General features: G+C 26.3%; 23 protein-coding genes. 21 read left to right on the forward strand and 2 right to left on the reverse strand.

The window, feature by feature from the left end; translation table 11 throughout:
• Nucleotides 1-261: 261 nt before the first annotated feature.
• The 5 genes from Q5O44_RS03660 (at nt 262) to Q5O44_RS03680 (ending at nt 3,708) form a co-directional block, all read left to right on the forward strand.
• Nucleotides 262-852 (forward strand): Crp/Fnr family transcriptional regulator, encoded by a 591-nt coding sequence (locus Q5O44_RS03660; protein WP_370545561.1) that lies wholly within the window; start codon nt 262-264, stop codon nt 850-852.
• A gap of 164 nt (nt 853-1,016) precedes the next feature.
• The gene (locus tag Q5O44_RS03665) at nt 1,017-1,532 is read left to right on the forward strand and encodes a hypothetical protein (protein ID WP_022167033.1); all 516 of its coding nucleotides are present in this window, start codon (nt 1,017-1,019) and stop codon (nt 1,530-1,532) included.
• 198 nt (nt 1,533-1,730) lie between these two features.
• A complete protein-coding gene (locus tag Q5O44_RS03670; RefSeq protein WP_022167034.1) occupies nt 1,731-2,771 on the forward strand; it encodes a hypothetical protein in 1,041 nt (346 codons plus the stop codon).
• Between the two features lie 174 nt (nt 2,772-2,945).
• The gene (locus tag Q5O44_RS03675; RefSeq protein ID WP_022167035.1) at nt 2,946-3,329 is read left to right on the forward strand and encodes a nucleotidyltransferase domain-containing protein; all 384 of its coding nucleotides are present in this window, start codon (nt 2,946-2,948) and stop codon (nt 3,327-3,329) included.
• Nucleotides 3,322-3,708 (forward strand): HEPN domain-containing protein, encoded by a 387-nt coding sequence (locus tag Q5O44_RS03680; protein ID WP_022167036.1) that lies wholly within the window; start codon nt 3,322-3,324, stop codon nt 3,706-3,708. Before Q5O44_RS03675 ends, Q5O44_RS03680 begins: the two co-directional genes overlap by 8 nt.
• Before the next feature lie 53 nt (nt 3,709-3,761).
• Here the strand turns inward: Q5O44_RS03680 and Q5O44_RS03685 are convergent, their stop codons facing one another.
• Nucleotides 3,762-5,489, reverse strand: a complete 1,728-nt coding sequence (locus Q5O44_RS03685; protein ID WP_022167037.1) for an ABC transporter ATP-binding protein — start codon at nt 5,487-5,489, stop codon at nt 3,762-3,764.
• A gap of 185 nt (nt 5,490-5,674) precedes the next feature.
• On the opposite strand from Q5O44_RS03685, the gene Q5O44_RS03690 reads away from it, so the two are divergent.
• The 7 genes from Q5O44_RS03690 (at nt 5,675) to Q5O44_RS03720 (ending at nt 16,240) form a co-directional block, all read left to right on the forward strand.
• Nucleotides 5,675-8,344, forward strand: a complete 2,670-nt coding sequence (locus Q5O44_RS03690; RefSeq protein WP_022167038.1) for a YfhO family protein — start codon at nt 5,675-5,677, stop codon at nt 8,342-8,344.
• A gap of 139 nt (nt 8,345-8,483) precedes the next feature.
• Nucleotides 8,484-10,061, forward strand: coding sequence for an HlyD family efflux transporter periplasmic adaptor subunit (locus tag Q5O44_RS03695; RefSeq protein ID WP_022167039.1), 1,578 nt, complete (start codon nt 8,484-8,486; stop codon nt 10,059-10,061).
• Nucleotides 10,061-10,771, forward strand: a complete 711-nt coding sequence (locus Q5O44_RS03700; RefSeq protein WP_022167040.1) for an ABC transporter ATP-binding protein — start codon at nt 10,061-10,063, stop codon at nt 10,769-10,771. The genes Q5O44_RS03695 and Q5O44_RS03700 overlap by 1 nt, the downstream gene beginning before the upstream one ends.
• Nucleotides 10,771-12,057, forward strand: a complete 1,287-nt coding sequence (locus tag Q5O44_RS03705) for an ABC transporter permease (protein WP_022167041.1) — start codon at nt 10,771-10,773, stop codon at nt 12,055-12,057. The genes Q5O44_RS03700 and Q5O44_RS03705 overlap by 1 nt, the downstream gene beginning before the upstream one ends.
• Nucleotides 12,058-12,076: 19 nt before the next feature.
• Complete coding sequence (locus Q5O44_RS03710) at nt 12,077-12,775, forward strand: response regulator transcription factor (RefSeq protein ID WP_022167042.1); 699 nt, start codon at nt 12,077-12,079, stop codon at nt 12,773-12,775.
• Nucleotides 12,762-14,399: a cell wall metabolism sensor histidine kinase WalK gene (locus Q5O44_RS03715; RefSeq protein WP_022167043.1), complete on the forward strand. Its 1,638-nt coding sequence runs from the start codon at nt 12,762-12,764 to the stop codon at nt 14,397-14,399. The genes Q5O44_RS03710 and Q5O44_RS03715 overlap by 14 nt, the downstream gene beginning before the upstream one ends.
• 350 nt (nt 14,400-14,749) lie before the next feature.
• Entirely contained in the window at nt 14,750-16,240 is a 1,491-nt protein-coding gene (locus Q5O44_RS03720; protein ID WP_022167044.1) for a SpaA isopeptide-forming pilin-related protein, read from the forward strand.
• Nucleotides 16,241-16,300: 60 nt separating this feature from the next.
• On the opposite strand, the gene Q5O44_RS03725 is transcribed toward Q5O44_RS03720, so the two are convergent.
• A complete protein-coding gene (locus tag Q5O44_RS03725; protein WP_022167045.1) occupies nt 16,301-16,861 on the reverse strand; it encodes a sigma-70 family RNA polymerase sigma factor in 561 nt (186 codons plus the stop codon).
• A 237-nt stretch (nt 16,862-17,098) separates the two neighbouring features.
• On the opposite strand from Q5O44_RS03725, the gene Q5O44_RS03730 reads away from it, so the two are divergent.
• From Q5O44_RS03730 to Q5O44_RS03770, 9 genes are all read left to right on the forward strand, one after another.
• Nucleotides 17,099-17,329 carry a single-stranded DNA-binding protein gene (locus Q5O44_RS03730; RefSeq protein WP_022167046.1) on the forward strand — a complete coding sequence of 77 codons (231 nt, stop codon included), beginning with the start codon at nt 17,099-17,101 and terminating at the stop codon, nt 17,327-17,329.
• Between the two features lie 473 nt (nt 17,330-17,802).
• Nucleotides 17,803-18,027 (forward strand): DUF1659 domain-containing protein, encoded by a 225-nt coding sequence (locus Q5O44_RS03735; RefSeq protein ID WP_022167047.1) that lies wholly within the window; start codon nt 17,803-17,805, stop codon nt 18,025-18,027.
• Nucleotides 18,028-18,176: 149 nt separating this feature from the next.
• Entirely contained in the window at nt 18,177-18,392 is a 216-nt protein-coding gene (locus Q5O44_RS03740; RefSeq protein WP_022167048.1) for a DUF2922 domain-containing protein, read from the forward strand.
• A gap of 145 nt (nt 18,393-18,537) precedes the next feature.
• Nucleotides 18,538-18,843 carry a WXG100 family type VII secretion target gene (locus Q5O44_RS03745; protein WP_022167049.1) on the forward strand — a complete coding sequence of 102 codons (306 nt, stop codon included), beginning with the start codon at nt 18,538-18,540 and terminating at the stop codon, nt 18,841-18,843.
• 24 nt (nt 18,844-18,867) lie between these two features.
• The gene (locus Q5O44_RS03750) at nt 18,868-19,215 is read left to right on the forward strand and encodes a hypothetical protein (RefSeq protein ID WP_022167050.1); all 348 of its coding nucleotides are present in this window, start codon (nt 18,868-18,870) and stop codon (nt 19,213-19,215) included.
• Nucleotides 19,216-19,231: 16 nt separating this feature from the next.
• On the forward strand, nt 19,232-20,500 hold the full coding sequence (locus Q5O44_RS03755; protein ID WP_022167051.1) for a hypothetical protein: 1,269 nt from the start codon (nt 19,232-19,234) through the stop codon (nt 20,498-20,500).
• Nucleotides 20,501-20,505: 5 nt separating this feature from the next.
• Complete coding sequence (locus Q5O44_RS03760; RefSeq protein ID WP_022167052.1) at nt 20,506-20,790, forward strand: WXG100 family type VII secretion target; 285 nt, start codon at nt 20,506-20,508, stop codon at nt 20,788-20,790.
• Between the two features lie 19 nt (nt 20,791-20,809).
• On the forward strand, nt 20,810-21,073 hold the full coding sequence (locus Q5O44_RS03765) for a hypothetical protein (protein ID WP_022167053.1): 264 nt from the start codon (nt 20,810-20,812) through the stop codon (nt 21,071-21,073).
• A gap of 213 nt (nt 21,074-21,286) precedes the next feature.
• A complete protein-coding gene (locus Q5O44_RS03770; protein ID WP_022167054.1) occupies nt 21,287-22,426 on the forward strand; it encodes an FHA domain-containing protein in 1,140 nt (379 codons plus the stop codon).
• Nucleotides 22,427-22,429: the final 3 nt, after the last annotated feature.

The raw sequence follows: 22,429 nt of genomic DNA on the forward strand, positions 1-22,429 counted from the left end.
AAGGATGTTTTATTTTATATTATTTGGAAAATTTTAATATACAAAAAGCAAACTTTAATGTATAATAACTTTAATAAAAAGTTTAATTATTTTATAATTAATATAATAAATTTTAAAAATATTAATTAAGAAAATTTAGTTTTAAATTTGTTTAGTAACAAATGTAGAGGTTATTGTAATGGTAAAAAAAATTAGATTAGAATTGATAAATTCAATGACTCCTTTAATCACAAAGAACATTAAATTTAAAAAAATGATATTATTTTTGAACAAAATTCTCCAAGAAGTAGTACATATATATTATTAAAAGGAAAGATTAAACTTTCATTTTTATTACCAGATGGTGACCAAATTAATTTAGGGTTTTATTCTGCTAAAAATGTAATTTTAACATCAACTGATAATAGACATCCATTTATGTCATTATTTAAAGTTGAGGCTGTGGAAGATTGTTTAATAGGAGTTGTTCCAGCTTCAAGCATTGAAAATAATGAATATCTTTATAAAATAATAACTAGATATTATGATATAATTTTTAAAAAAGTTTATTTACAGATGGTTGAGTTAATGTCAAGAAATAAATTAGATAGTTTATACTGTATATTAATACGTCTTGCAAATACTTATGGAATAGAATTTTCTAATGGAATAAAAATTAATATTAAATTAAGTAATATTGATTTAGCTGGATATATAGGAACATCTAAAGAAACAATAAGTAGATTAATGAGAAAAATGAAAGATTTAGATTTAATAACTACTGAAGATAAATATATTATATTAAAAGATATTGATTATATGAAAAGAAAAATTGAGTACACTGATGATTTAGAAGAATTATACATAATTTAAATTACATATTAAACATTTTAAAAGATAGTATTATATTTCCATAGCATTTAATTAGCTAAGGATATAATACTATTTATTTTTTATAAATATCAATTAAAATTGACAAAAATCATGTGTATTTTTTTTGAGGTATTTTATTATTTATATAAATGGGAGGTTTCAAAATGAAAGAACTTAAACTTGAAGATGAAAAAGAATTAAGCTTTAGTGCTAATAATTTAGAAATATTAAAGTATTCTTTACTAACTATAAATAATAAATTTACTGAACCTATAAATAATATTAATAGTTTATTACAATTACTAAAAAGCAAAAATTCCATTAATGAAAATATCATGACAATGCTATTTAATAATGTATACGATCTTTTGATTAGTAAAAATAATCTTATATACTTTTTAGAAGTTTATTTTAATTGCTTAGAAATTAATCCTAAAAGTTATGATATAATAAGTACCATTGAAAATTTATGTGATGCTATAAATAATTCACAATATTTTCATAATATTAATGTAAAGTTTAGTAGCAATTTATCAAAAAAAATTATTTCTTTTGATGAAAAATTAATAGTAACAGCTATAAAAAATTTAATATATTTAATAGGTGATGATATATCATTAAAAATAATTTGTAAAAAAAAAATATATACATATATGCTTAACTACTCCAAAGGAATATGAGCCAACTAATAATTATTTCTATGATAATTCTAATAATAAATTTATAAATATACCAGAACATTTAACAATGGAGTTTAAATTAATTAAGGATTTATTACAACTTCATAATGGTAACATTATAACTGAAAATAATAATTACATTATAGTTCTACCTAACATAAAAAATTACTAAATTTTATATGAAATTAGGAGTGATGTATGTTTAAGAAAAAAATATTTATCATAATTGCAATGGTGATTTTATTAATTCCTATTGTATTTATAGTAAAAAATAAAATTAATGTAAATTTTGAAAATTTATCTATAATTGATCAAAAAATGTTGGCAGAGTATGATAAATTTTATAAAGAAACGCAAGAAAAAGAGATTTGGAGGGACTTTAATTTAAAGGATAAGACTATTTTAGCCATTAATGGTAAATTTGGAGAAGCGTATTTAATTAATCCTAAAGAAAAAGTAAATAATATTTTTACAAAAGAAATAAAACTACCTACAAATTTTTCAATAACAGTGTATAGAGTTTCTAATATAGCACCAGAAGTTTTAAAACTTATTTTTGACGGTAATTTTAATAGTATAGACAAGAAATATAATGTATATGGACAAGATGTATATTATGTTAGATATAATAAAACATCAATAGAGCAACAGTTTACTTCACAACATTTTATTACATTCCTTAGCCATGAGGCTTTTCACTATTATATGCAAAAAAAATGGGCAAATGGTACAACTTATGATATATCAAATTTATCTGAAATTGGAAAAAGCTTATTGTTTGATGAGTATGAAGTGCTTGGTAAAATCCAAGAAGAGCTTTTAACTGATAAAGATAAAACACGATTATTAGAATATGCTAAGGAATATATAGAGATAGTAGAAAAAAGAATTAGAGATAACCAAGCTTTTATGAAAGATGAGTTATATAAAGAGCTAATTGAGGGAACAGCAACATATGTAGGTATAAAAGCTTCTGAACTTGTAGGATATGATTTTGGAGTTATGTATTTTGATAACATAAAAAATGTTCCATTTTCTGATATAAAAAAACAAGTTCAGTTAGGAACTGTTAATGAAAGTATAATTACAACTAAAATACCATATTATACAGGGGCTTTGTTATGTGAACTTATGGATGCAATAGATATTCCAAATTGGCAAGAAGCACTAAATAATCAAACTGAAAGTACACAAACAAATCTTTTTGAAATTATACAGCAATATTTAAATTATCAGTAACAAAATTAAAATCTGCTTCAGAAGAGAACGCAAATGAAAAATTAAGCCCATTAAATGCAATTGGGTATTGCTTATTTTACAAAGTTTAGTAAGAGGTGGGAATTACTATATATAATAGAATCAAATTTTAGTATATAATATTATAAAATGATATTCTTAGGATGTGATTAAATCATGTTTGATAGCTGTAATATAAAAAATGATGTTGAATATAGTCTTGACAAGCAAATAAGAAATGAAATTGTTAAGGTTAGAGATACATGTATTTATAGATTAAAAAATGCAGATATATTATTATTTGGTTCTATAGCAAAGGGCAAATATAGGAATAGTAGTGATATTGATATATTAATATTAATTGATGATAATAAAAGTATTAGTGAATTAAGAAAACTAAGACATGAACTAGAAGATGATATAGATTCTCTAAATTTAAGTAGAAGTGTAGATATTAAATTATATAATAAAAATAGATATATTGAACTAAGTAAGGAAATAAGCTTTGAGGGAGATATAGTAAAAGATTTAATAGATATAAGGTGGTGGAATTATGGTTAAGAGAGATATGTTTTATTTTGCAGATATTGATGAAAAATTTATAGATTCAACAAAAGATAATGAAGGGTTAGAAGATGGGGTATTAGTTCATTGTCAGCAATGTATTGAAAAAAATTTAAAAGCTATTATTCAAAAAAAATATGGAGTAATATCAAAAGAACATAATCTTGTTAAACTGTTAGAAGTATTATATTTACAAGGTTATCCAGAATTAAAAAAGTATAAAAGTTTGTGTAGAGACTTAAAAGACTTTTATTTTAGTAGAAGATATGCTAGTGATGATTATGAAATTTTAACCCATGAAGAATATATTGATTATATTAATAATTTTTATGAGTTACTAAATAAACTTAAGAGAATCAGAAGTGAATTTGAATAAATTATACTATGAAATAAAACTGGATCTATTAGATCCAGTTTTATTTCATTTTTTTACAATAATTCAGTGGCAACTTCTAAAATACTATCCTTACTTACTTCTTTTAAATGGCCCTTTTCTAATCTTATTATTCTATGACAAATATTAAGAGCTGAAGGTCTATGAGTTATGATGATACAAGTTGGTTTATGAGACAATGCTTTAACTGCTTTTAATACCTTTACTTCTGTTTCAGGATCAAGGGCAGAAGTTGCTTCATCTAAGATTAATATTGGTTTCTTTCTTAAGAAAGAACGGGCTATGGCAATTCTCTGAGCTTGTCCTTCAGAAATACCAGTAGCTTTTTCACCAATTACTGTTTTAATACCATCTTCCAGCTCGTTAACGAAATCTAAAGCACAAGCATTTTTCAAAGCTTCATATATTTCCTCTTCTGTAGCTTCAAAGTTACCATATCTTAAATTATCTTCAATGGTACCTGAAAATAAAGTATTTCCTTGAGGAACATAAGAAATTAAATTTCGATAATCTCTATTAAAGGTATCTTCTTTATTATTTTCTTTTAAATAAACTTTACCATTACTTGGATTTATAAGAGAAAGTATCAGTCTAATTAAAGTAGTTTTTCCTTCACCAGATGGACCTACAAAAGCAATGGTTTCACTATAAGGAATAGTTAAATTAACATCATTAATTATTTTATTGCCTTTTTTGTATTCAAAAGATACATTTTCAAATGCTATTTCTGGATTAGTAAAATCAATAATTTCTGTTTCAGATGATTTTTCCAGTGGTATAGCTTCTAATTCCATTAATCTTTCTGCAGCTGCAATAGTTGATATTAAACCAGGAAACATAGCTGCCAATGAAGAAAAAGGATATTGTACTTTACTATATAGTTGTAACATTGCTGTAAAGGTACCATAAGTAGTTACCCCTGTAGAAATATTTAAAGCACCCCAGCAAAAAATAGTAAAGTATGCTAAATTTGAACATAATGACATAGCTAGTCCAGTCATAGATGAAAGTTTAGTATTTTTCATGGCTATTTTATATTTATTGTCTTGAATTTGAACTAATCTATTCATATTTATTTTTTCCATGCAAAAAGCCTTTACAATCATTATGTTTTGCACAGATTCTTGAATGAAAGCTCTATATTTAACATCCTCTTCTTGAGCTTTTTTATAAAGATCTTTTAGTTTTTTACTAAAATATCTACTTACTAGCACAAGAAATGGGCCAATAAACACTGCAATTATAGCAATAGATGGAGCTAAATAAATAAGTGTAGAAAAAGAAGCAAATAATGTTACTAAAATTGAAATAATATTAGGAATGGTACTAAGCAAAGTAGAACTTATAGTTGCTACATCGGAAGTTATCCTAGTTAATAGACTTACACTATGAAACTTACTTTGCTCTAACCAATTACTATATTCAATATGTTCAAATAACTTTTTTTGAATGCTTTGATTAAGCTTTGTAGATGCATGGGTGCTTAATAATGAAGTAATGGGACTTAATAACATCATACCTAAAGTAATACTAATCATAATAATAAGATACTTTATTACTTCAGAAGTATTACCACCTATAGCACTATCAATTAATGATTTTGAAACCAGCGTGTTATAAACACTAATTAAAGATGAAGCAGAACTTATTACAGTGGTAAAGATTAAAAACGGTATTACAGGTTTAGCATGGGATAAAATCCATTTTATCTTTATAAATAATTCTTTTAAATTATTAATATTCATTAGTTTTTTCCAGTTCATGTATTAATCTCCTTTTTTAGAATGCTAAGAATATATTAACATAAAAAGAAACTAAAACCAATTAAATACATGAATAATAAACTGTAAGTGAATGTTGAAAATTGACGTATGAAACTTCAAGTATTTATTTCCAAATATAGTAAAATAAATATATGAAAAATATTGATTATACTTAGAGGTGAATTATGGGTAAAGTATGGAGCATAAATAATAATTTTGGTGAAAATAAGAAAATTAAAGAAAATTACATTTTTATTTTATCCTTTATACTTCCTATGGTTATAATGTTTGTAGTATTTACATCATTAGGAGTAGGCTTTATAGGTGATAAGACCATAGTATCCAGTGATATGTATACTCAATATGTCGCTTACTTTGGTAAGTTTAAAGATATTTTAAGTGGAGATGGCAGTATTTTTTATTCCTTTAATAAGTCCATTGGTGGTAATAATATAGGATTATTTGCTTACTATTTAGCAAGTCCTTTAAATTTACTTTTAATATTATTTCCTAAGTCAGCCATAGGTGAGTTTATTTTTATTATATATCTAATAAAGATAGGTTTAGCTTCATTATGTTTTTCTCTATATATAAGTAAGGTTTATAAAAAGAAAGACTTATTTGTAGTGATTTTTTCTTTATGTTATGCTCTTATGTCTTATAACATATGTTTTCAAATGAATATAATGTGGATGGATGGTATGATGCTGTTACCATTGGTGGCCTTAGGTATTGAAGAAATAATACTTAAAGGAAAATATAAATTATATATGATAGTTTTATTTATGGTTGTGGTAAGTAATTATTATATAGGTTATATGATATGTATTTTTTCAGTGGTATATTTCTTTTATAAATCTATTATTTATAAAAAAATTAGTTTGCCAAGGACATTTAAGTTTTTTGGTGCATCCTTTATTACAGGAGGATTGGCATCTTTTTTACTTATTCCAGTATTAATATCCTTAAGTAATGGTAAGGCTGATTTTAATTTATTTAGTGAAGCCATAACCATTAAACAGAATTTAAGTAGCATCTTAAGTAAATTGTTTATTGGTAGCTATAATATGGGACAAGTAATGAAATCACCTACCAATATTTATTGTTCAGTTATGGTGGCAGAATTATTGATCCTATATTTTTTTAATAAGGAAATTAATATAAGAAATAAGATTGCCTCTTTAATAGTTATTGTGTTTATTGCTTTAAGCTTTTTTATAAGCACTTTCATATTATTATGGCATGGCTTTGATTATCCCATAGGATTTCAATATAGAAATTCATTTATATTTTGCTTTTTTGTAATTATTTTGGCCTATGAATGTTGGCTAAAAATTAAAGGAAGTAATTATAAAGGTTTAATTATAGCAGTTCTTTTTTTTGTAGCCACAAGTATCTATGTAAGTTATGGAGATTATGATTATTTAGATAGCAATAAGATAATAGCTACATTTATAATTAGCCTTTGTTATATTATTGTATTTATGATTTGTATTAAATTTAATACAATCAGCAAGATTATATTACCCTTAATAAGCTTACTAGTTATGACAGAGCTTTCTTTAAATGCTTATCTTTCCATGAAAAATATTAAGTATATTGATAAAGGTCATATTGGTGAATATATTGAAACTGTATCGCCATTAATTGAAGAAGTAAAATCACTAAATGATAATTTTTATAGAATTGAACAAGTTTATAGAAATACTTTAAATGATTCTATGCTTTTAAATTATAATGGTCTTGGTCATTCCAGTTCAGCCAATGAAGAAAGTACTGGTAGATTAATTAAAAATTTCGGGTTTAAAACAAGTACCATTAATGAAATTTATAATATGGGGACAACCATACCTATAGATTCAATATTAGGTATTAAATATTTAATTTCCATGGAAGAGCCAGAGTTTTTTAAGTGCTATAAGTATAAGCAAAATATGTTTTACAATAAGATTAAAACAGAAGGAAGTTATGCTGTTTACCAAAATCCTTATGCACTACCTATAGCATTTATGGTTAATGAAGCATTAGAGTCTACTAAGAGCAATGAAGCTAAAAATAAATTTGTTTATAATAATGATATATTAAAATCAATGGTTAACGAAAGTTATGATATATATAAAGAATTGAATGTCACTGATATTAAATTAAATAATTTATCAGAAGTGAAATATGATGATGAAACAGTATACCAAAAGGAAATTAAGGGTGTAAAAGCTACTATAGAGCTTACATTAAAGGCTCAGGAGTATGGGCCAGTATATATGTTTTTAAAGTCCAGTGAATATGAAAATGGATTTAGCAGTAAGAAAAGCAATATTAGCTCACAAAATGGAGTTTCCATAACAGTGAACAGTAATGTTAAATATGATCAGTTTACAGGTCATGGCTATAATATTCAATTTATTGGTACCTATCATAAGGATGAAGAAATAACCATTGAAATTTCTGTATTAAATGATAGCTTTAGCATAGATGAAGTGCAGTTATATTATTGCCATATGGATAAGTTTCAAGAAGTATATAAAAATTTATCTTCTAATATAATAGAAAATACAGTATATGAAGATGGATATGTTAAAGGAAATATAGAAGTAACAGCAGATAAGACATTAATGTATACATCAATTCCTTATGATGAAGGTTGGAGCTTAAAGGTTGATGGTGAGGAGTATGATTATTTTAAAATACTAGATGGATTAATTGGTGTAAAGCTTCAGCCAGGAGAGCATAAAATTGAATTTAAGTATAAGTTACCAGGTTTAGAACTGGGCATAGGAATTTCTATATTTTCATTGGGAATATTAATTTTAGCATTTAAAAATAAAAAAAGAGTCTTTTCTAAGTTAAAGAGTTAGAAAAGACTCTTTGTTATTATAAATGAATATATTATAGTCACTATAATATATTAAGGTTATATTAAGGTTATATTATGTATAAAATTAATATCTAATATTTAAAATAAATTTATATAATAGTGAAAGGATGAACTGCTTTATGAAGAGAAAAGAGATTAAGGATGTTATTAAAAAATTTACATATAAAAATAAAAAGAGTTTATGTATATTTATGGTTTTAGCTGTTTTGGCTGGGGGAATTGTTATTGTTAAAATTAATTCTTATAAATCACAACAAACAATAGATTCTGAAAATTATGCTAGAACTGTTTTTGTTGAAAAGGGAGAAATAAATAGGTCAATAAATGTAAATGGTAAAATTGAAAGTGCAGAAGTATCAATGGTTTCAACATCATTAACGGAAAAAGTTAAGTCTGTTAATGTAAAAGTTGGAGACTATGTTAAAGCTGGAGATGTTATTTGCACTTTAGATGATGGTGATATAACAAAAGAAATTGAAAAGAAAAAAGCTGAAATAGCTGAAAATAAAAAAGAATTAGAAGCTAATTATAATAAGTTATCTAATCAGTTAACAGAAGCAAGAAATGTTAAAGTATCTTCAGTATCAGCACAAGATAATGTAGTATCAAATTTAAAAAGTAACTATGAAAACACAGAAAATGATTTAAATAATTATGATGGAACTTATAAAAAGATCCAAAATACATATAACACAATGTTAAGTGCCATAGAAAGTAAGGTAAATAATTATAATGAAGCTGAGAATATTAAAAATTCTGCTTATAATGCTTGGATAGCTAGTGGAGGAAATACTTCTTCTAATGAATATTCAATTTACAAAGAGGCAGAAGAAAATTTAAATAATAAGAAAGCTGAATTAGAGCAAGCAAAGGAACTTTATAGTTATCAAGAAATACAGGAAAGCTATAATGAAGCACTTACAACATTAAATGAAAAAATAAGCAATAAAAATTCAGCTAAGGAGCAATATGAAGCAGCAGTAGCAAATCGTTTAAGTGTGATTAATAGTGCTGATGGAGAAATATCTAATCTTGAATCATCAGTTAATGATGCATATAAACAACTACAAAAAGCTGATGATAATGAAGAATTAAAAAATTTAGAAGAAAGATTATCAAAAACTGTATTAAAGGCTGAAACAGATGGGAAGGTAACTGAACTAAAAGTAAAGGTAGGGGCAGTACCAGAGGGACAAGTTGCTACAATTCAATCTGATAATAAGCTTATTATAAGTGTTATTATTCCAGAGTATGAAATTAAAAATGCAAAAGTAGGTATGAATGCATTGATTACTACTAATTCTAGTGATAAAAAGATTTCAGGAAAGCTTACAAGAATATCTCCTACAGCTAATGCTGGAGAAACAAGTGGTTTTTCAGCAGATATATCTATAGATGATGCTAAAGATTTATATATTGGAACAAATGCTAAAGCAGAGATAATAGTTTCAGAAAAGAAAAATGTTCTTATGGTTCCTAAAGATGCAGTTAAAGAGGTAGGGGGAAAATATTTCTTAATGGTAAAAGGAAAAGATAATCAATTTATTGAAACAGAAGTAACTCTTGGAGAAGAAAATGATTATTATGTTGAAGTAAGTGGAAGTGGCATAAAAGAAGGTAGTGAAATACTTGCTGATCTTACAAATTATAATGAAACAACAGAAGGTGTTGAGAATGAAAGTAAAGGTGAAGCATAATGATAGATAAAGTCAAACCACTAATAGAAATGAAAGAAATAATTAAGGCATATAATATTGGATTAGAAAGTGAAATAGAAATACTACATGGTATAGATTTGAAAATTTATGAAGGAGAATTTGTGGCCATTGTAGGTGAATCAGGTTCAGGTAAATCTACATTAATGAATATTATAGGGGTTTTAGATAAACAAACTAAAGGTGAATATTATTTAGATGGTATAGATATAAAAAATGCCAATGAAGCAGAAATGAATGTTATTAGAAATAAAAAAATTGGTTTTGTTTTTCAAAATTTTAATTTGATAGGAAGAACATCTGCTCTTAAAAATGTGGAATTACCTATGCTTTATGCAGGTGTACCCGCAGAACAGCGTACAAAAAGAGCTAAGGAGCTTTTAAGTAAAGTTGGAATGGAATCTAGAATGAATCATATGCCTAATGAGCTTTCAGGAGGACAAAAGCAAAGAGTTGCCATTGCTAGAAGTTTAGTTAATAATCCTTCAATAATCCTTGCTGATGAACCAACAGGAGCACTTGATAGTGAAACTAGTGCTATGGTAATGGATATATTTAATGATTTAAATAAAAATCAAGGAAAAACAATTATTCTTATAACTCACAGTAAAGAAATAGCAGAGCAATGTCCTAGAATTGTAACCATAAAAGATGGAAAAATTATAAATGATAGCAAAGAGGTGGTGAGTTAATGGGATTAATGGAAAATGTAAGGCTAGCTATCAGCAGTTTAAAAGCAAATAAGCTTAGAGCGTTACTTACAATGTTAGGTATTATAATAGGTATTGCCTCTGTAATTACCATTGTTACCATAGGAGATTCACTGGCTGCATCAATAAATAGTGAAATGTCAGGTTTTGGTGCTAGAAATATTAATATGTACTTAGAACAAAAAAATTTAATTACATATAATGAAAATGGAGAAGAAATTTATTCTGAATATGAAGCGCCTACAGAAAAGGATTTTGTTACAGATGAAATAATAAGTGATTATAAAAAAACTTTTGCTGATGATTTATTAGCAGTATCTATTTCAGAAAATGCTGGTAGTAGTACCCTTTTAAAGGGAAGAATTAAAGTTGATATAGATATAGAGGCTGTAAATTCAGATTATTTTAAAGGAGAAAATATTGAAATAATCACTGGAAGAGCATTAACAGAAAAGGATAATGATGAATTAAGAGCTGTTACTGTAGTAAGTGATAATTTTGTTGATAAATATTTTAAAGGACAATATACATATGATGAAGTTTTAGGTAAATCTTTTGAAACAGTTATAGGAAATAATACAGTAAAACTATATATATGTGGTGTATATAAATATAACAAAAATGATGGAGAAAGTATGTATTCATCAGATGGAAAAGTAAGTACAAAAATATTTATACCTATGTCTATTTATAAAAAAATTAATAATAAAAGTAATGGGTATGAATATTTTACTATCATACCTAAAGAAAATGTAGATTTAAATGAGTTTTTAAATAATACAAACAGTTATTTTTCTGAAGCTTATAAATCAAATGAAAAGTTTGAACCAGCTGGCTATAGTATGGAGTCAATGATGGAATCTACAAATAAGATGATTAATAGTATTAAACTAGCAATAAGTGCTGTAGCAGCAATATCACTTTTAGTAGGTGGTATTGGTGTAATGAATATAATGATGGTTTCAATTACAGAAAGAACAAAAGAAATAGGTATTCGTAAAGCATTAGGAGCAGGAAAAAGAGTTATACTTATACAATTTATTGTGGAAGCAGTAATTATATGTATAATAGGAGGTATAATAGGTGTTATCATAGGAAATGGTCTTGGAGCAATAGGTGCAAAAATAATGGGATACAGTGTTAAAGTTAATATTTATGCAATTCTATATTCAGTTGCTTTCTGTATGGCCATAGGGATATTCTTTGGATATTATCCAGCTAGTAAAGCAGCAAAGATGAATCCTATTGATGCATTAAGATACGAGTAAAGAGGAGTAAATTAATTATATGACAAAAAATATATTAATTGCAGAAGATGATGAAGATATAGTTGGTTTATTAAGATTATATTTAGAAAAGGATGGATATAAAGTTATATCTGTAGATAATGGAGAAGATGCTTTTAAAATAGTAAAAAATAGTCAAATATCTTTAGCATTATTAGATATTATGATGCCTAAGATGAATGGTTATGAACTTACTAAAAAAATTAGAGAGATAACAAATATCCCCATTATAATTTTATCAGCTAAAACTCTTGATAGTGAAAAGATACTAGGTCTTGACTTAGGTGCTGATGATTATCTTACAAAGCCTTTTAATCCATTGGAAGTAGTAGCTAGAGTAAAGTCACTTTTAAGAAGGTGTTATGAATTTAAGTTAGATAATGTAGAAGAATCTAAGAAAATATTAAAAGTTGGTGAATTAGTATTAAATGAAGAAACAGTATCTTTAACTAAGAATGGGGAAGAAATTCAACTAACTCCAACTGAATTTAAGATATTAGCTCTTTTAATGAGTAATCCAGGAAGAGTATATACAAAGGTGCAAATTTATGAAAATATTAATGGAGAATATTTCAAAAATGATGATGGTGCATTAATGGTGCATATTTATAGAATTAGAGAAAAAATAGAAGATGATTCAAAGAACCCAATGTATTTAAAAACAGTAAGGGGGCTTGGTTATAAAATTGAAAAAATCTAAAAAGGCAAATAGAAGGGGAAGTATATTTTCCCTTCTAATTAATAATTACATATTATTCACAGTAATTATTATAATTTCAGCTATATTAATAAACAATGTTAGCAATTATTTAATATTTGGTGATTATGATGCTATTTTAGGATTAACTAAGAAATATCAAAATTACTTGAAGGAAGAAAAATTTAATAAATTAAATCTAAAAGAGATAACAGGTGAAGATGGTACTATAGAAATATTAGATGAAAATTATAATTTAATTTATTCTTTAGGAAAGGATATTAATAAGGAAAAATATAATGAAGATGAGATAAATGCTATACCAAACTATAGAAAGGATGATACATATTTAAATATATATGATTATTATAGTGAAAATGGGGAAAGTTATAAGCTAATTATTGCTGAATCATATTATTCAGAAGGTGTTATAAGCAATTCATTAAAATCTACTAGTAAATGGTTTAAAGTATTAGATAAAAATTTGAATGTTATATTAGAAAGTGATAATGCGCCAGCAAAAAAAAATTATACTAAAAAAGAAATTATTTATATGAGAGGTTATTATAATAATGGACTATTTATTGAAAAGTATCAATATATTAATAATGACGGCATAAAAAGAACAGCTATTATTAAATCAAGAGAGTTGTACACAAATAGTTTCTTTAAAAAAATGAATATATTAACTAAGATAGATTTTGTTGTGTTTGGAATAGCTTATATAATTTTAGTGGTGATATTTGTATTTGTTCTTAGAAGTAAGTTTTATGAGCCATTAGAAAAGCTTAATAAAGCAATGGAACTTTTAACAGAAGGAAAAAGAAAAAAACCTGTAGATTATAGTGGACCTCGTGAATTTGTAGATATATGTGATAGATTTAATATTATGGTAAGTAAGCTTGAAGATAGTGAAAATCAACGTAAGAAGTTGATGAATGATAAAGAACGTATGATGGCAGATATATCACATGATTTAAAGACACCTATAACAAGTATTCAAGGATACGCTAAAGCTCTTTCAGATGGAATAATTGTTGATGAAGATAAGGATAAGTATATAAAGATTATTTATGAAAAATCAAAGAAGCTTACAGAGCTTATTAATATTTTTCATGAATACAGTAAACTAGAGCATCCAGACTTTAATCTTATTTTTGAAAAAGTTGATTTAAGTGAATATTTAAGAGCATATATTGCTTTAAAATATGAAGATATAGTTGAAAGTGGCTTTAATATAGAAGTGGATATTCCAGAAGAGGAAATGGAAATAAAAATTGATAAGGTTCAGTTACAAAGGGTATTTGATAATATCTTAGGCAATAGCATTAAACATAATGAAAAAGGTACTAATATATATGTATCATTGAAAGAAAAAAATGATATTTATGAAATAATAATTGCTGATGATGGAAAGGGAATTTCAAAAGATATAGCAAATAATATATTTGAAGCATTTACAGTAGGTGATGAATCAAGAAATAGCAAACAGGGATCAGGTCTTGGTCTTGCTATAGCTAAAACAATAGTTGATCTTCATGGAGGAACCATAGAGCTTGAACCAGAATCTCTTAAGAAATTTAGTACACAATTTAAAATAATTTTAAAGAAAAATCCTAAACTATAGATTTCGTTTATATTCTTTACAGTATACTTTTTTAAACAATTAAGTTGAAAATATGAATTAAGAGAATAAAAATATATCCATACATTTTAACAAAAAAAACAACAATATTACAAAAAGAGGAGCTTAAATAAATTTATGTTGTAATCTTAAGTAATAATGGAAGGAGGATTGTATGAGAATATGTTTAAGATTTCTATAGTATTAATGGATGTATTTTAAGTTGAAACTGTTTTTAGATAATAAAAAATAATTAACTTTGCTTAAAAAATGCAAAAAAGTATTTATTTAGTATATAATTAAAATATAAGTATGAAGATACTTATAAATATATCAACAAAAAGGGTGAATATATGAAAGGGGTAAAGAGAAGATTCGCAAATGTTAGAAACATAGCATTATTTATAAGCATCTTTATGTTTATAAGCTTATTTTCTAATATTACAGTAAAAGCAGATGAGCTAGAAAATGGAGAAGTGAATCCAGTAGTTTCAGAGCAAGCAGAACTTCAAAGTAATGAAGAATTTGATACTGAAAATGAACTTCTTATTCCAGAAGAAACAACAGATTATGATGATGCCCAAAATGATGAAGTCACTAGTGCTGATTTAACTGGCAGTGGTGAAGAGTTAAGTGAAGAATCAAAAGAAGAACTTCCTACTGCAGAGGAAGCTAATAAACAAGAGGAGTTTTTTCAAGAAGAAATTTTAGAAGAAGAAATTTTTGAAGATGAAAAAGAAGCTGAAGGAGCTATAACTGAAGAGGAAGAAGAAGTTATAGTGCCTGAAGAAACTGATAAAAAACCAAGTGATGAACCTAGTGAAATTGAAGAACCTAAAGATGAAACTAATGAAAATGAAGAACCTAAGGAAGATGAAGAATGTAATGGACAAATGAAAATATCATTATTGATTAATGGTGAAGAAGTAAACTATGAAGATAATGTTAGCTTAAATGAAGACGATGATATTGATTTAAGACTAAAATACAATACTATAGGTAAAATAAAGGCAGGAGATACATTAGAGATTAAAATTCCTTCATTTATTAATGTAAAAGATATAGAATATGAAAAAATGGATTTTAGTGAAGAAAGTATTTCAGATGATGGCACTGTAAAACTTATCTTTAATGAAAGAATTTTAGATGTAGGACAAATATACATTGGAGAAATAACCATAAGTGGTACTATAGCACATACAGAAGAAAGTGTTACTGAAGGCACAGAAGTACTTGTAAATGGAGCAGCTATAATTGGTGCAAGCATTACAGCTATTCCAAAAGTTAATACAGAACCAAATCCAGAAGAACCTGCAGAGGAGGTTTATATGGGTTCTGTAGTATTAACAAATGTTGAAAGAGGTAATAATGAAAAGGTTCTAGATGGATCTAAGTTCATTTTACTTGATGAAAATTTAGACAAGGTAGGGGATATTTACACCACCAATGAACAAGGGCAAATTACTGTTGATAATTTGATTGAAGGGGATTATTACTTTGTAGAAATAGCACCTAAAGCAGGATATGCTTTGGATATGATTCCAGTTAAATTTACTATCTCCAAAGATAATGAGGGACCTGTTTTGGTATTTAAGGAAAATTCACTTATACCAAAATTAAATTTTCCAAATGGAAATGGCAATGTCAGCAGTGGAAGCACTATAAACAAATTAAGCGGACTTTCAATGGCTAGTAAGTTAAGTACTAACACCAGCACAAATTATAGAAGAACTCTTCCTAATACAGGAGGAAATTCAAAGGCTGTGGAACTAGTAGTGGCACTTGCAGCTATTTTAATAGGCTTTATATTTGTCAGAAAAAACAAGAAGAATAATGTAACTTAAGTTATTAAAAAAATGCGTGATTGAGCAAGTGCCAACACGCATTTTTCATATAAAAATATGTTATATAAAAAATTTTCTAAGCTTGGATAGTATTAAATCCAAGTTCTTTTTTCCCTCATATCGTGTAATTTCTTTTTCTAGGCAGTAAGGCCTAAGTTTTCCTTTGAATTTGCAAAAGATGAGATATAGTACTTCTAGTTCTTCTGATGATAAAGTAGATAGTGCTTCTTTTAGTGTTGAGTGAATAGAGTTTGAAATTAGTAGTTCTTCTAAATTTATATCATCTTCTAATAAATCAATGATGTCATAATCACCTACTACATTGATATTAAGACTGGATTCTAAATTAGCTTTGTGGTGATTGCGAATAAGTAGGTTAAAGGTGTTTCTTATGGTATTCATAATATAAGCATCATATGTTATGCTGTCTTTATTTAAATCAATAGCATTTAAGGCTTTAAGTACTGAAAGATTGGCCTCTTGCCTGAGATCATTTTTATCAAATCCTTTTAAGTTTGTCTTTAAGCAATATTTATTTATAAGTGGCTCATATTTGTGCAGCACAGCTAGAGCTGCATTTTTATCGCCTTCTTTAAATTTTTTTACTATGGTTTTATCCATTTTCAAATCCCCCCTTAAAAAATAAAACACATAATAGAACATATGTTTATTATACTATATAAATATGCATATTTTTAGATAATGTAAAAAAATCTTATCGACAAATTATTTTAATAAAAATAAGAAGTATTATAGGAATAAAATTATTACTTTTTTAATATAAACAAAGTAGATGAATGTAAAGCCGGCACATAAAAATTGAATTTTATTTATATTAATTATTTTGGAGGAATAGATATGAATGAGTATTTAGCACAAGCTATTTCCGAGGTTAATAATTTAAATGAAGGTGAAGAATTTTTAGTAAGAGATTTGTTCAAAGGGTATACTTGGAATAGGATGACAGTTGGTACTAAACTTAGTCTTGATAAGTTGTTTTTAAATGAAGTAACTACAAATAAAGATTTAAGAATCAGTGTGCTTGGCAAGAATTCATTTCATCAGCCAATTTTTAAAAAACTAAAGTAAAGAATATAATCATTTAATTAGAAAGCTGATTATATAGAAGGTTAGGTTTCTATGTAATCAGCTTTTTAAGTTTAATGACACTAAATAAAACAAAAAATAAAAAGGAAAATGAATTTAAAAACACGAAGGTTTTAAATTAAAAGGGTATTATAAGTATTTGCATCTATATGAAAAATATTCAAATTAAGCAATGAAATTTTGAATTTTTACAGTTTATATTTTAAATAAAATTATAGAAGCCATTGAACAAATACAATATAAGTTCAATGGCTTCTAAAGGTTATAATTTAAATTATTTAGGAAATATAATGTAAGATATAATATAAAGTTTATTTAGATTATGAACATTTATAACTATTTTATTCAAATAAATGTGAAAAATTTAAAAAAATTTTTCACAAAATTCTTTAAGTGCATATTTATTATATGTAAGGCGAAAAGCTTACAAGATAAATAAAAAGGGGGATTATAAAATGGCAGTAAGCAAGGAAATTTCAACAACAGCATTAGCAATTGAAGTGGAAAGTGGGGTGGATTCAAAGGGTAATACTACTTATAGTAAAAAGAGCTTTTCAGGAGTAAAAGATGGGGCAGATCCAGAAAAGGTTTATGCAGTGGCAGATGCTATTAAAGGTGTTTTAGGGGCAAACACTAGATACTACTACTTAACAGAAGTATCATTACTAAAATCTGAATAAAAATTATGAATTATGAATTACGAATGATGAATTAAGGATGAAACTCGAAGAGTTTCTATAAATTAATTCTTTCTAAACTCCTCTCGGAGTTTATTCCACAATTCATAATTTATCACTCATCATTCATCATTATCTAAGGGGGTTTTTTTATGGAATTTACTTTATCAATGACTTTTTTAACTTCAACAGGAGAAAAGGCAACAATGTCAGTTTCTGATGTAAAGGAAAATTTAACACAGGAAGAGGCAGTAGCACTAATGGATGCTATAATAGCCAATGATATTTTTGAAACTTCAAAGGGTAGCTTTGTTGCTAAGTCAGCAGCACAAGTAACTGAAAGAGCAGTAACTAAATTTGAAATTTAGTTTATATAAGTAAAATAAGTAAATAGATATGAGAGCATCTGGAACTAATCCAGATGCTTTTTTTGTAAAGTATATGATGAGAAAATTACAATGATATAATAAATATGTTAAAATATATAAAATAAGGTATAAAAGGGGGATTGGTATGAGTGAAGAAATTTTAGTGAATTATGATGAATTTTCAAAGGCTATAACCAGCATAAGTAATATAGTAAGTTCATTTGAAAGTATTCAAAGTAATATAACTAATGTTAATAATAGCTTAAAGGAAAGCTGGCATGGAAAAAGTAGTGATGCATTTTTTAAGGAAAGTGAAAATATATTAACAACTTTCACAGAGTATATTGAAGGTTTATCAATATTAGGAAATGACCTTAACACAACTATGGCATCATTTGCAGAAGCTGATTCAAATGTTTCTGATGCAATAATAAAAGTAGCACAGGGATAATATTTCATAAAGAGGTGATAGAGTATGAGCTGGGGATTAAGCAGTAGTAAGCTTACAGCATTAAAAAATGATAAGAGTAAAGTAAGAAGTGCTAAGTCTTATTGCGGAAAAGCTGAAAGTAATAGTGTTGATACAGATACTAGAAAGAGTAGTGCAAAAAATGTACTTACTGATGCAGTGTATACTAGCAATAGTGATAGCTTAAAGCAAAGAGTTGATAATTGGAATAAGGGAGTTACTGATGCCTTAGAATATACCAAAGGAGTTATGGCAGAGCTTATTTTTGATATAGAAGAACAAATTGAAGAGGAAAAAGAGAGATTAAGAAGAGAAAGGGAAGCTGAAAGAAAAGCTAAAGAATCAAGTAGCTAAAGGGAGTGGGTATAAAATGGATGAAAGAATAGAAGTGGCAGATATACTGCTTAGATATGAGAAGCTTGATATGGCACTGGAAGTTTTAGAGGAGCTTAGAGAAGAATTTCAAAATGAAAAAGATATTTATTATAAATTAGCTAAGGTCTATGAAAAGAAAGGCTTTTTTGATAAATCTTTAGAAATGTTAAATAATGTAAGGATAATGTATCCAAAGGATGGACAAGTATATTTTAAAATAGCTGTAATATATCAAATGAAGGATCAATTAGATAAGTGCTTTGAGTTTTTAAGTTTAGCAATAAAGAATGGATTTGCCAGTGAGGAAGTAATGTATTATAAGGGCCTTGCATATGAAGCTGAAGATGACTTAAATAAGGCAATTTATAATTATAATAAATCATTAAGCAGCAATAAAAACTATCTGCCATCTAAGTATAGAAAGTATGCCATATTTATGAGAATGAATAGAGTGGATGATGCTAAGGCTGTTATTGAAGATATGATTAAATATAATGCTGATGAATATGATGGATATGGTCTTAAATTTATGCTAAATGCAAAAGAAAAGAATATGGAAGAAGCTTTAAGAACTTTAGAAACTGCTAAGTCAGTATTTAATGATTATTCTCCATTAAAACTAGATTACGTTAAGTATCACATAATAAAGGAACAATATGATGAAGCTTTAGAAATAATATCATCTATAAATGAAGAAGATGCATATTATGAAGATTTTATTATATGTAAAGCAAAGATTTTAAGCTTTAAAGGTAAAGATGCGGAAGCCATTGAATTATTAAATGATGATCTTGTATATAATGAAGAAAATAGTGAACTTATATTTATGTTAGCATTATTAAATTATAAAACAAGTAGATTAGAAAATGCTTTTAATAATTTAGATATATTATGCAATATGGAAGATTTAAATAATGATTATTGCAAGATGGCAGTGATTTTAAAGGCTTATGCTTTAAGGGAAAAAGGGCAGGAGCAAGAGGCCATAGAGCAATTTAAAGAAGCTTATAAAATACTTAAGATTCAAAATTTAAGTAATCCATATGATATTAATACTTTGCTATATAGATGTATAACTCTTATTGAAGCTAAAGAGTATAAGAAGTGTCATGAAATATTAAATGGAATAGATAGGCTTGGAGAAGAAAATTACCTTAAGAAAGCTGATGAAATAAGAAAGCTAATGGCTATAAAAAAAGATGAAAAAAAAGATCATATTATTTTAGAAAAAGAAATTATCACAGGGATTTTAGATAAGAGGTAAAGGGTATGGATTTTAAAATTGAAATGGAAACATTGGAAAATGCAATTACTACTTATGATAATGCAATAAGCTTATTGGAAAGTAATCTTGATACTTTAAATAGTAGCTTAAGTGCCTTAAAAGGTGATGCATGGACTGGAAAATCAAAAGAACAGTTTATGTCTTTAAGATATGGTGATTGGGAAAAGGGCTTAAAGGAGCATATATCAAGATTTAAGTTTTTAAACTCTATGCTTAAAGAAGCTAAGAGTAATATGGAAGATTTAATTAAAGAAGGGGAACAGCTTTAGTAGCTGAAAGGAGAGAATCATGGAACACAGAGGAATAATTAAACCATTAGGAGCAGTAGCAGTATTATATTTATATAGATATATTGGAAGGTTACATAATGAAAAGGAAGTTTATGAAGAAAAACTATTGTTTAAGTTATTAGGCTACTCAGCAATTGCACCTTTTGGATTATTATTAAGACCTAAAACTAATAAGAAGATAAAACACTCAGCAGCAAAAGCAGGAATTTTATATTACATTGTTATTGGCATTATTATAGGGGGAGTTAATTTAATACTATAGTTTTGTGGGGGTAAGAGTTTTTGAAAATTTAGATGATAAAGAAGGTGAGGCATGAAAAACATGCATCACATTCTGTTTTGTTATAAAGGAAAAGTAAATAAAGTTATGTAAAAAATTCAGTTTTATTACAATAAATGACAAAATTTTCAATGTTAAAATTATATAATTAATACATAAAAATGAAGTAAGGCTTTATGTGGAGGATATAACTAGATGAATGATTTGATTTTAGATAACTTAATTAAGGAGAAAAGGGGTATAACTAATATAAGTTATATATTAGAAGATAGTTCTTTATTCTTTGAAACAGGATATAAAGTCTTGCAAAATCAAGAGAAAAATGGATTTATCAAAGCAGTGAAGGTTATACATAACGGAAAGATAAAATTAATATATGATATTTCAAAATATAAGTCTTTAGCATCAATAATGCCAGGGTTAAATGCAGCAAGTTTTTTAATTATCATGTCTAAGCTTTTTGATATTATTTGTGAAACTATTGAAAATGGATTTATGCAAATTGAAAACATTAATATTAATTTTGAAAACATATTTATTGATACTAATAATTTAAGTGTAAATCTTATTTATATACCAGTTAATACAGAGTGTAATGGCAATAGTAAAAGTTTGTTTGAAGAAAGATTAAAGGGAAATATAGCTAGAGCAATTTCAGCTAATAGAAATATTGATAATGAATTAGTAAATAAGTTATATAGTAATTTATCCTTAGCCAATAATACCATTGAAATGTTAAGAGATTATATAAATACTTTAAGCTATACAAATACTAATTATAATCAGATTAATAATAGAGTTGATAGTAAAGTTAATATTGAAAGAAAAAGTGCTCCAAGTATACCTGTAAAAAGTGAAGAGTTAAAAAGTAATAAGGAATCAAAGTTTATTTCTGCAATAAAAGGAGTATTTAAATTCAATAATAAAAAGGACAGAACAAAAGTAAGCTATGAGAAAAATAGAAAAGTACAAGCTCCAATTAATAATAATGATAGTTTAGAAACAGAAGTATTAAGTGGAGATATGTTTATACCTACTATTGCTATAGTGAGAGAAGATGCCCTGGAATCTGTAAATATACCGATAACAAAAGAAAATTTTTTAATTGGTAAAAGCGTTCAAATGGCTGATGGAGTTATTTCATTCAATAAAGCTATTAGTAGAATACATTGCAGAATTATTTATATAGACGGAAGATATTTTATTAAGGATGAAAAAAGTGTTAATGGAACTTTTGTTAATAATAGAAGGGTTCCTGTTGATGGACAAGTTCCCATAAAAACAGGGGATATTATAAGGCTTGCAAATAGTGATTTTCAAGTTAAAAGTATTTAAGGA

The sequence above is a fragment of the Clostridium sp. CAG:221 genome (assembly GCA_000435835.1).
In the GTDB taxonomy this organism is placed as follows: domain Bacteria; phylum Bacillota; class Clostridia; order Clostridiales; family Clostridiaceae; genus Clostridium.

Excerpts from the sequence above, each read along its gene's own strand:
- Q5O44_RS03665 (WP_022167033.1), top strand. The coding sequence starts at position 1,017 with ATGAAAGAACTTAAACTTGAAGATGAAAAAGAATTAAGCTTTAGTGCT.
- Q5O44_RS03710 (WP_022167042.1), top strand. The coding sequence starts at position 12,077 with ATGACAAAAAATATATTAATTGCAGAAGATGATGAAGATATAGTTGGT.
- Q5O44_RS03745 (WP_022167049.1), top strand. The coding sequence starts at position 18,538 with ATGAGTGAAGAAATTTTAGTGAATTATGATGAATTTTCAAAGGCTATA.
- Q5O44_RS03675 (WP_022167035.1), top strand. The coding sequence starts at position 2,946 with ATGTTTGATAGCTGTAATATAAAAAATGATGTTGAATATAGTCTTGAC.
- Q5O44_RS03695 (WP_022167039.1), top strand. The coding sequence starts at position 8,484 with ATGAAGAGAAAAGAGATTAAGGATGTTATTAAAAAATTTACATATAAA.
- Q5O44_RS03755 (WP_022167051.1), top strand. The coding sequence starts at position 19,232 with ATGGATGAAAGAATAGAAGTGGCAGATATACTGCTTAGATATGAGAAG.
- Q5O44_RS03765 (WP_022167053.1), top strand. The coding sequence starts at position 20,810 with ATGGAACACAGAGGAATAATTAAACCATTAGGAGCAGTAGCAGTATTA.
- Q5O44_RS03750 (WP_022167050.1), top strand. The coding sequence starts at position 18,868 with ATGAGCTGGGGATTAAGCAGTAGTAAGCTTACAGCATTAAAAAATGAT.
- Q5O44_RS03725 (WP_022167045.1), bottom strand. The coding sequence starts at position 16,861 with ATGGATAAAACCATAGTAAAAAAATTTAAAGAAGGCGATAAAAATGCA.
- Q5O44_RS03760 (WP_022167052.1), top strand. The coding sequence starts at position 20,506 with ATGGATTTTAAAATTGAAATGGAAACATTGGAAAATGCAATTACTACT.
- Q5O44_RS03740 (WP_022167048.1), top strand. The coding sequence starts at position 18,177 with ATGGAATTTACTTTATCAATGACTTTTTTAACTTCAACAGGAGAAAAG.
- Q5O44_RS03720 (WP_022167044.1), top strand. The coding sequence starts at position 14,750 with ATGAAAGGGGTAAAGAGAAGATTCGCAAATGTTAGAAACATAGCATTA.
- Q5O44_RS03700 (WP_022167040.1), top strand. The coding sequence starts at position 10,061 with ATGATAGATAAAGTCAAACCACTAATAGAAATGAAAGAAATAATTAAG.
- Q5O44_RS03735 (WP_022167047.1), top strand. The coding sequence starts at position 17,803 with ATGGCAGTAAGCAAGGAAATTTCAACAACAGCATTAGCAATTGAAGTG.
- Q5O44_RS03690 (WP_022167038.1), top strand. The coding sequence starts at position 5,675 with ATGGGTAAAGTATGGAGCATAAATAATAATTTTGGTGAAAATAAGAAA.
- Q5O44_RS03680 (WP_022167036.1), top strand. The coding sequence starts at position 3,322 with ATGGTTAAGAGAGATATGTTTTATTTTGCAGATATTGATGAAAAATTT.
- Q5O44_RS03670 (WP_022167034.1), top strand. The coding sequence starts at position 1,731 with ATGTTTAAGAAAAAAATATTTATCATAATTGCAATGGTGATTTTATTA.
- Q5O44_RS03705 (WP_022167041.1), top strand. The coding sequence starts at position 10,771 with ATGGGATTAATGGAAAATGTAAGGCTAGCTATCAGCAGTTTAAAAGCA.
- Q5O44_RS03770 (WP_022167054.1), top strand. The coding sequence starts at position 21,287 with ATGAATGATTTGATTTTAGATAACTTAATTAAGGAGAAAAGGGGTATA.
- Q5O44_RS03730 (WP_022167046.1), top strand. The coding sequence starts at position 17,099 with ATGAATGAGTATTTAGCACAAGCTATTTCCGAGGTTAATAATTTAAAT.
- Q5O44_RS03685 (WP_022167037.1), bottom strand. The coding sequence starts at position 5,489 with ATGAACTGGAAAAAACTAATGAATATTAATAATTTAAAAGAATTATTT.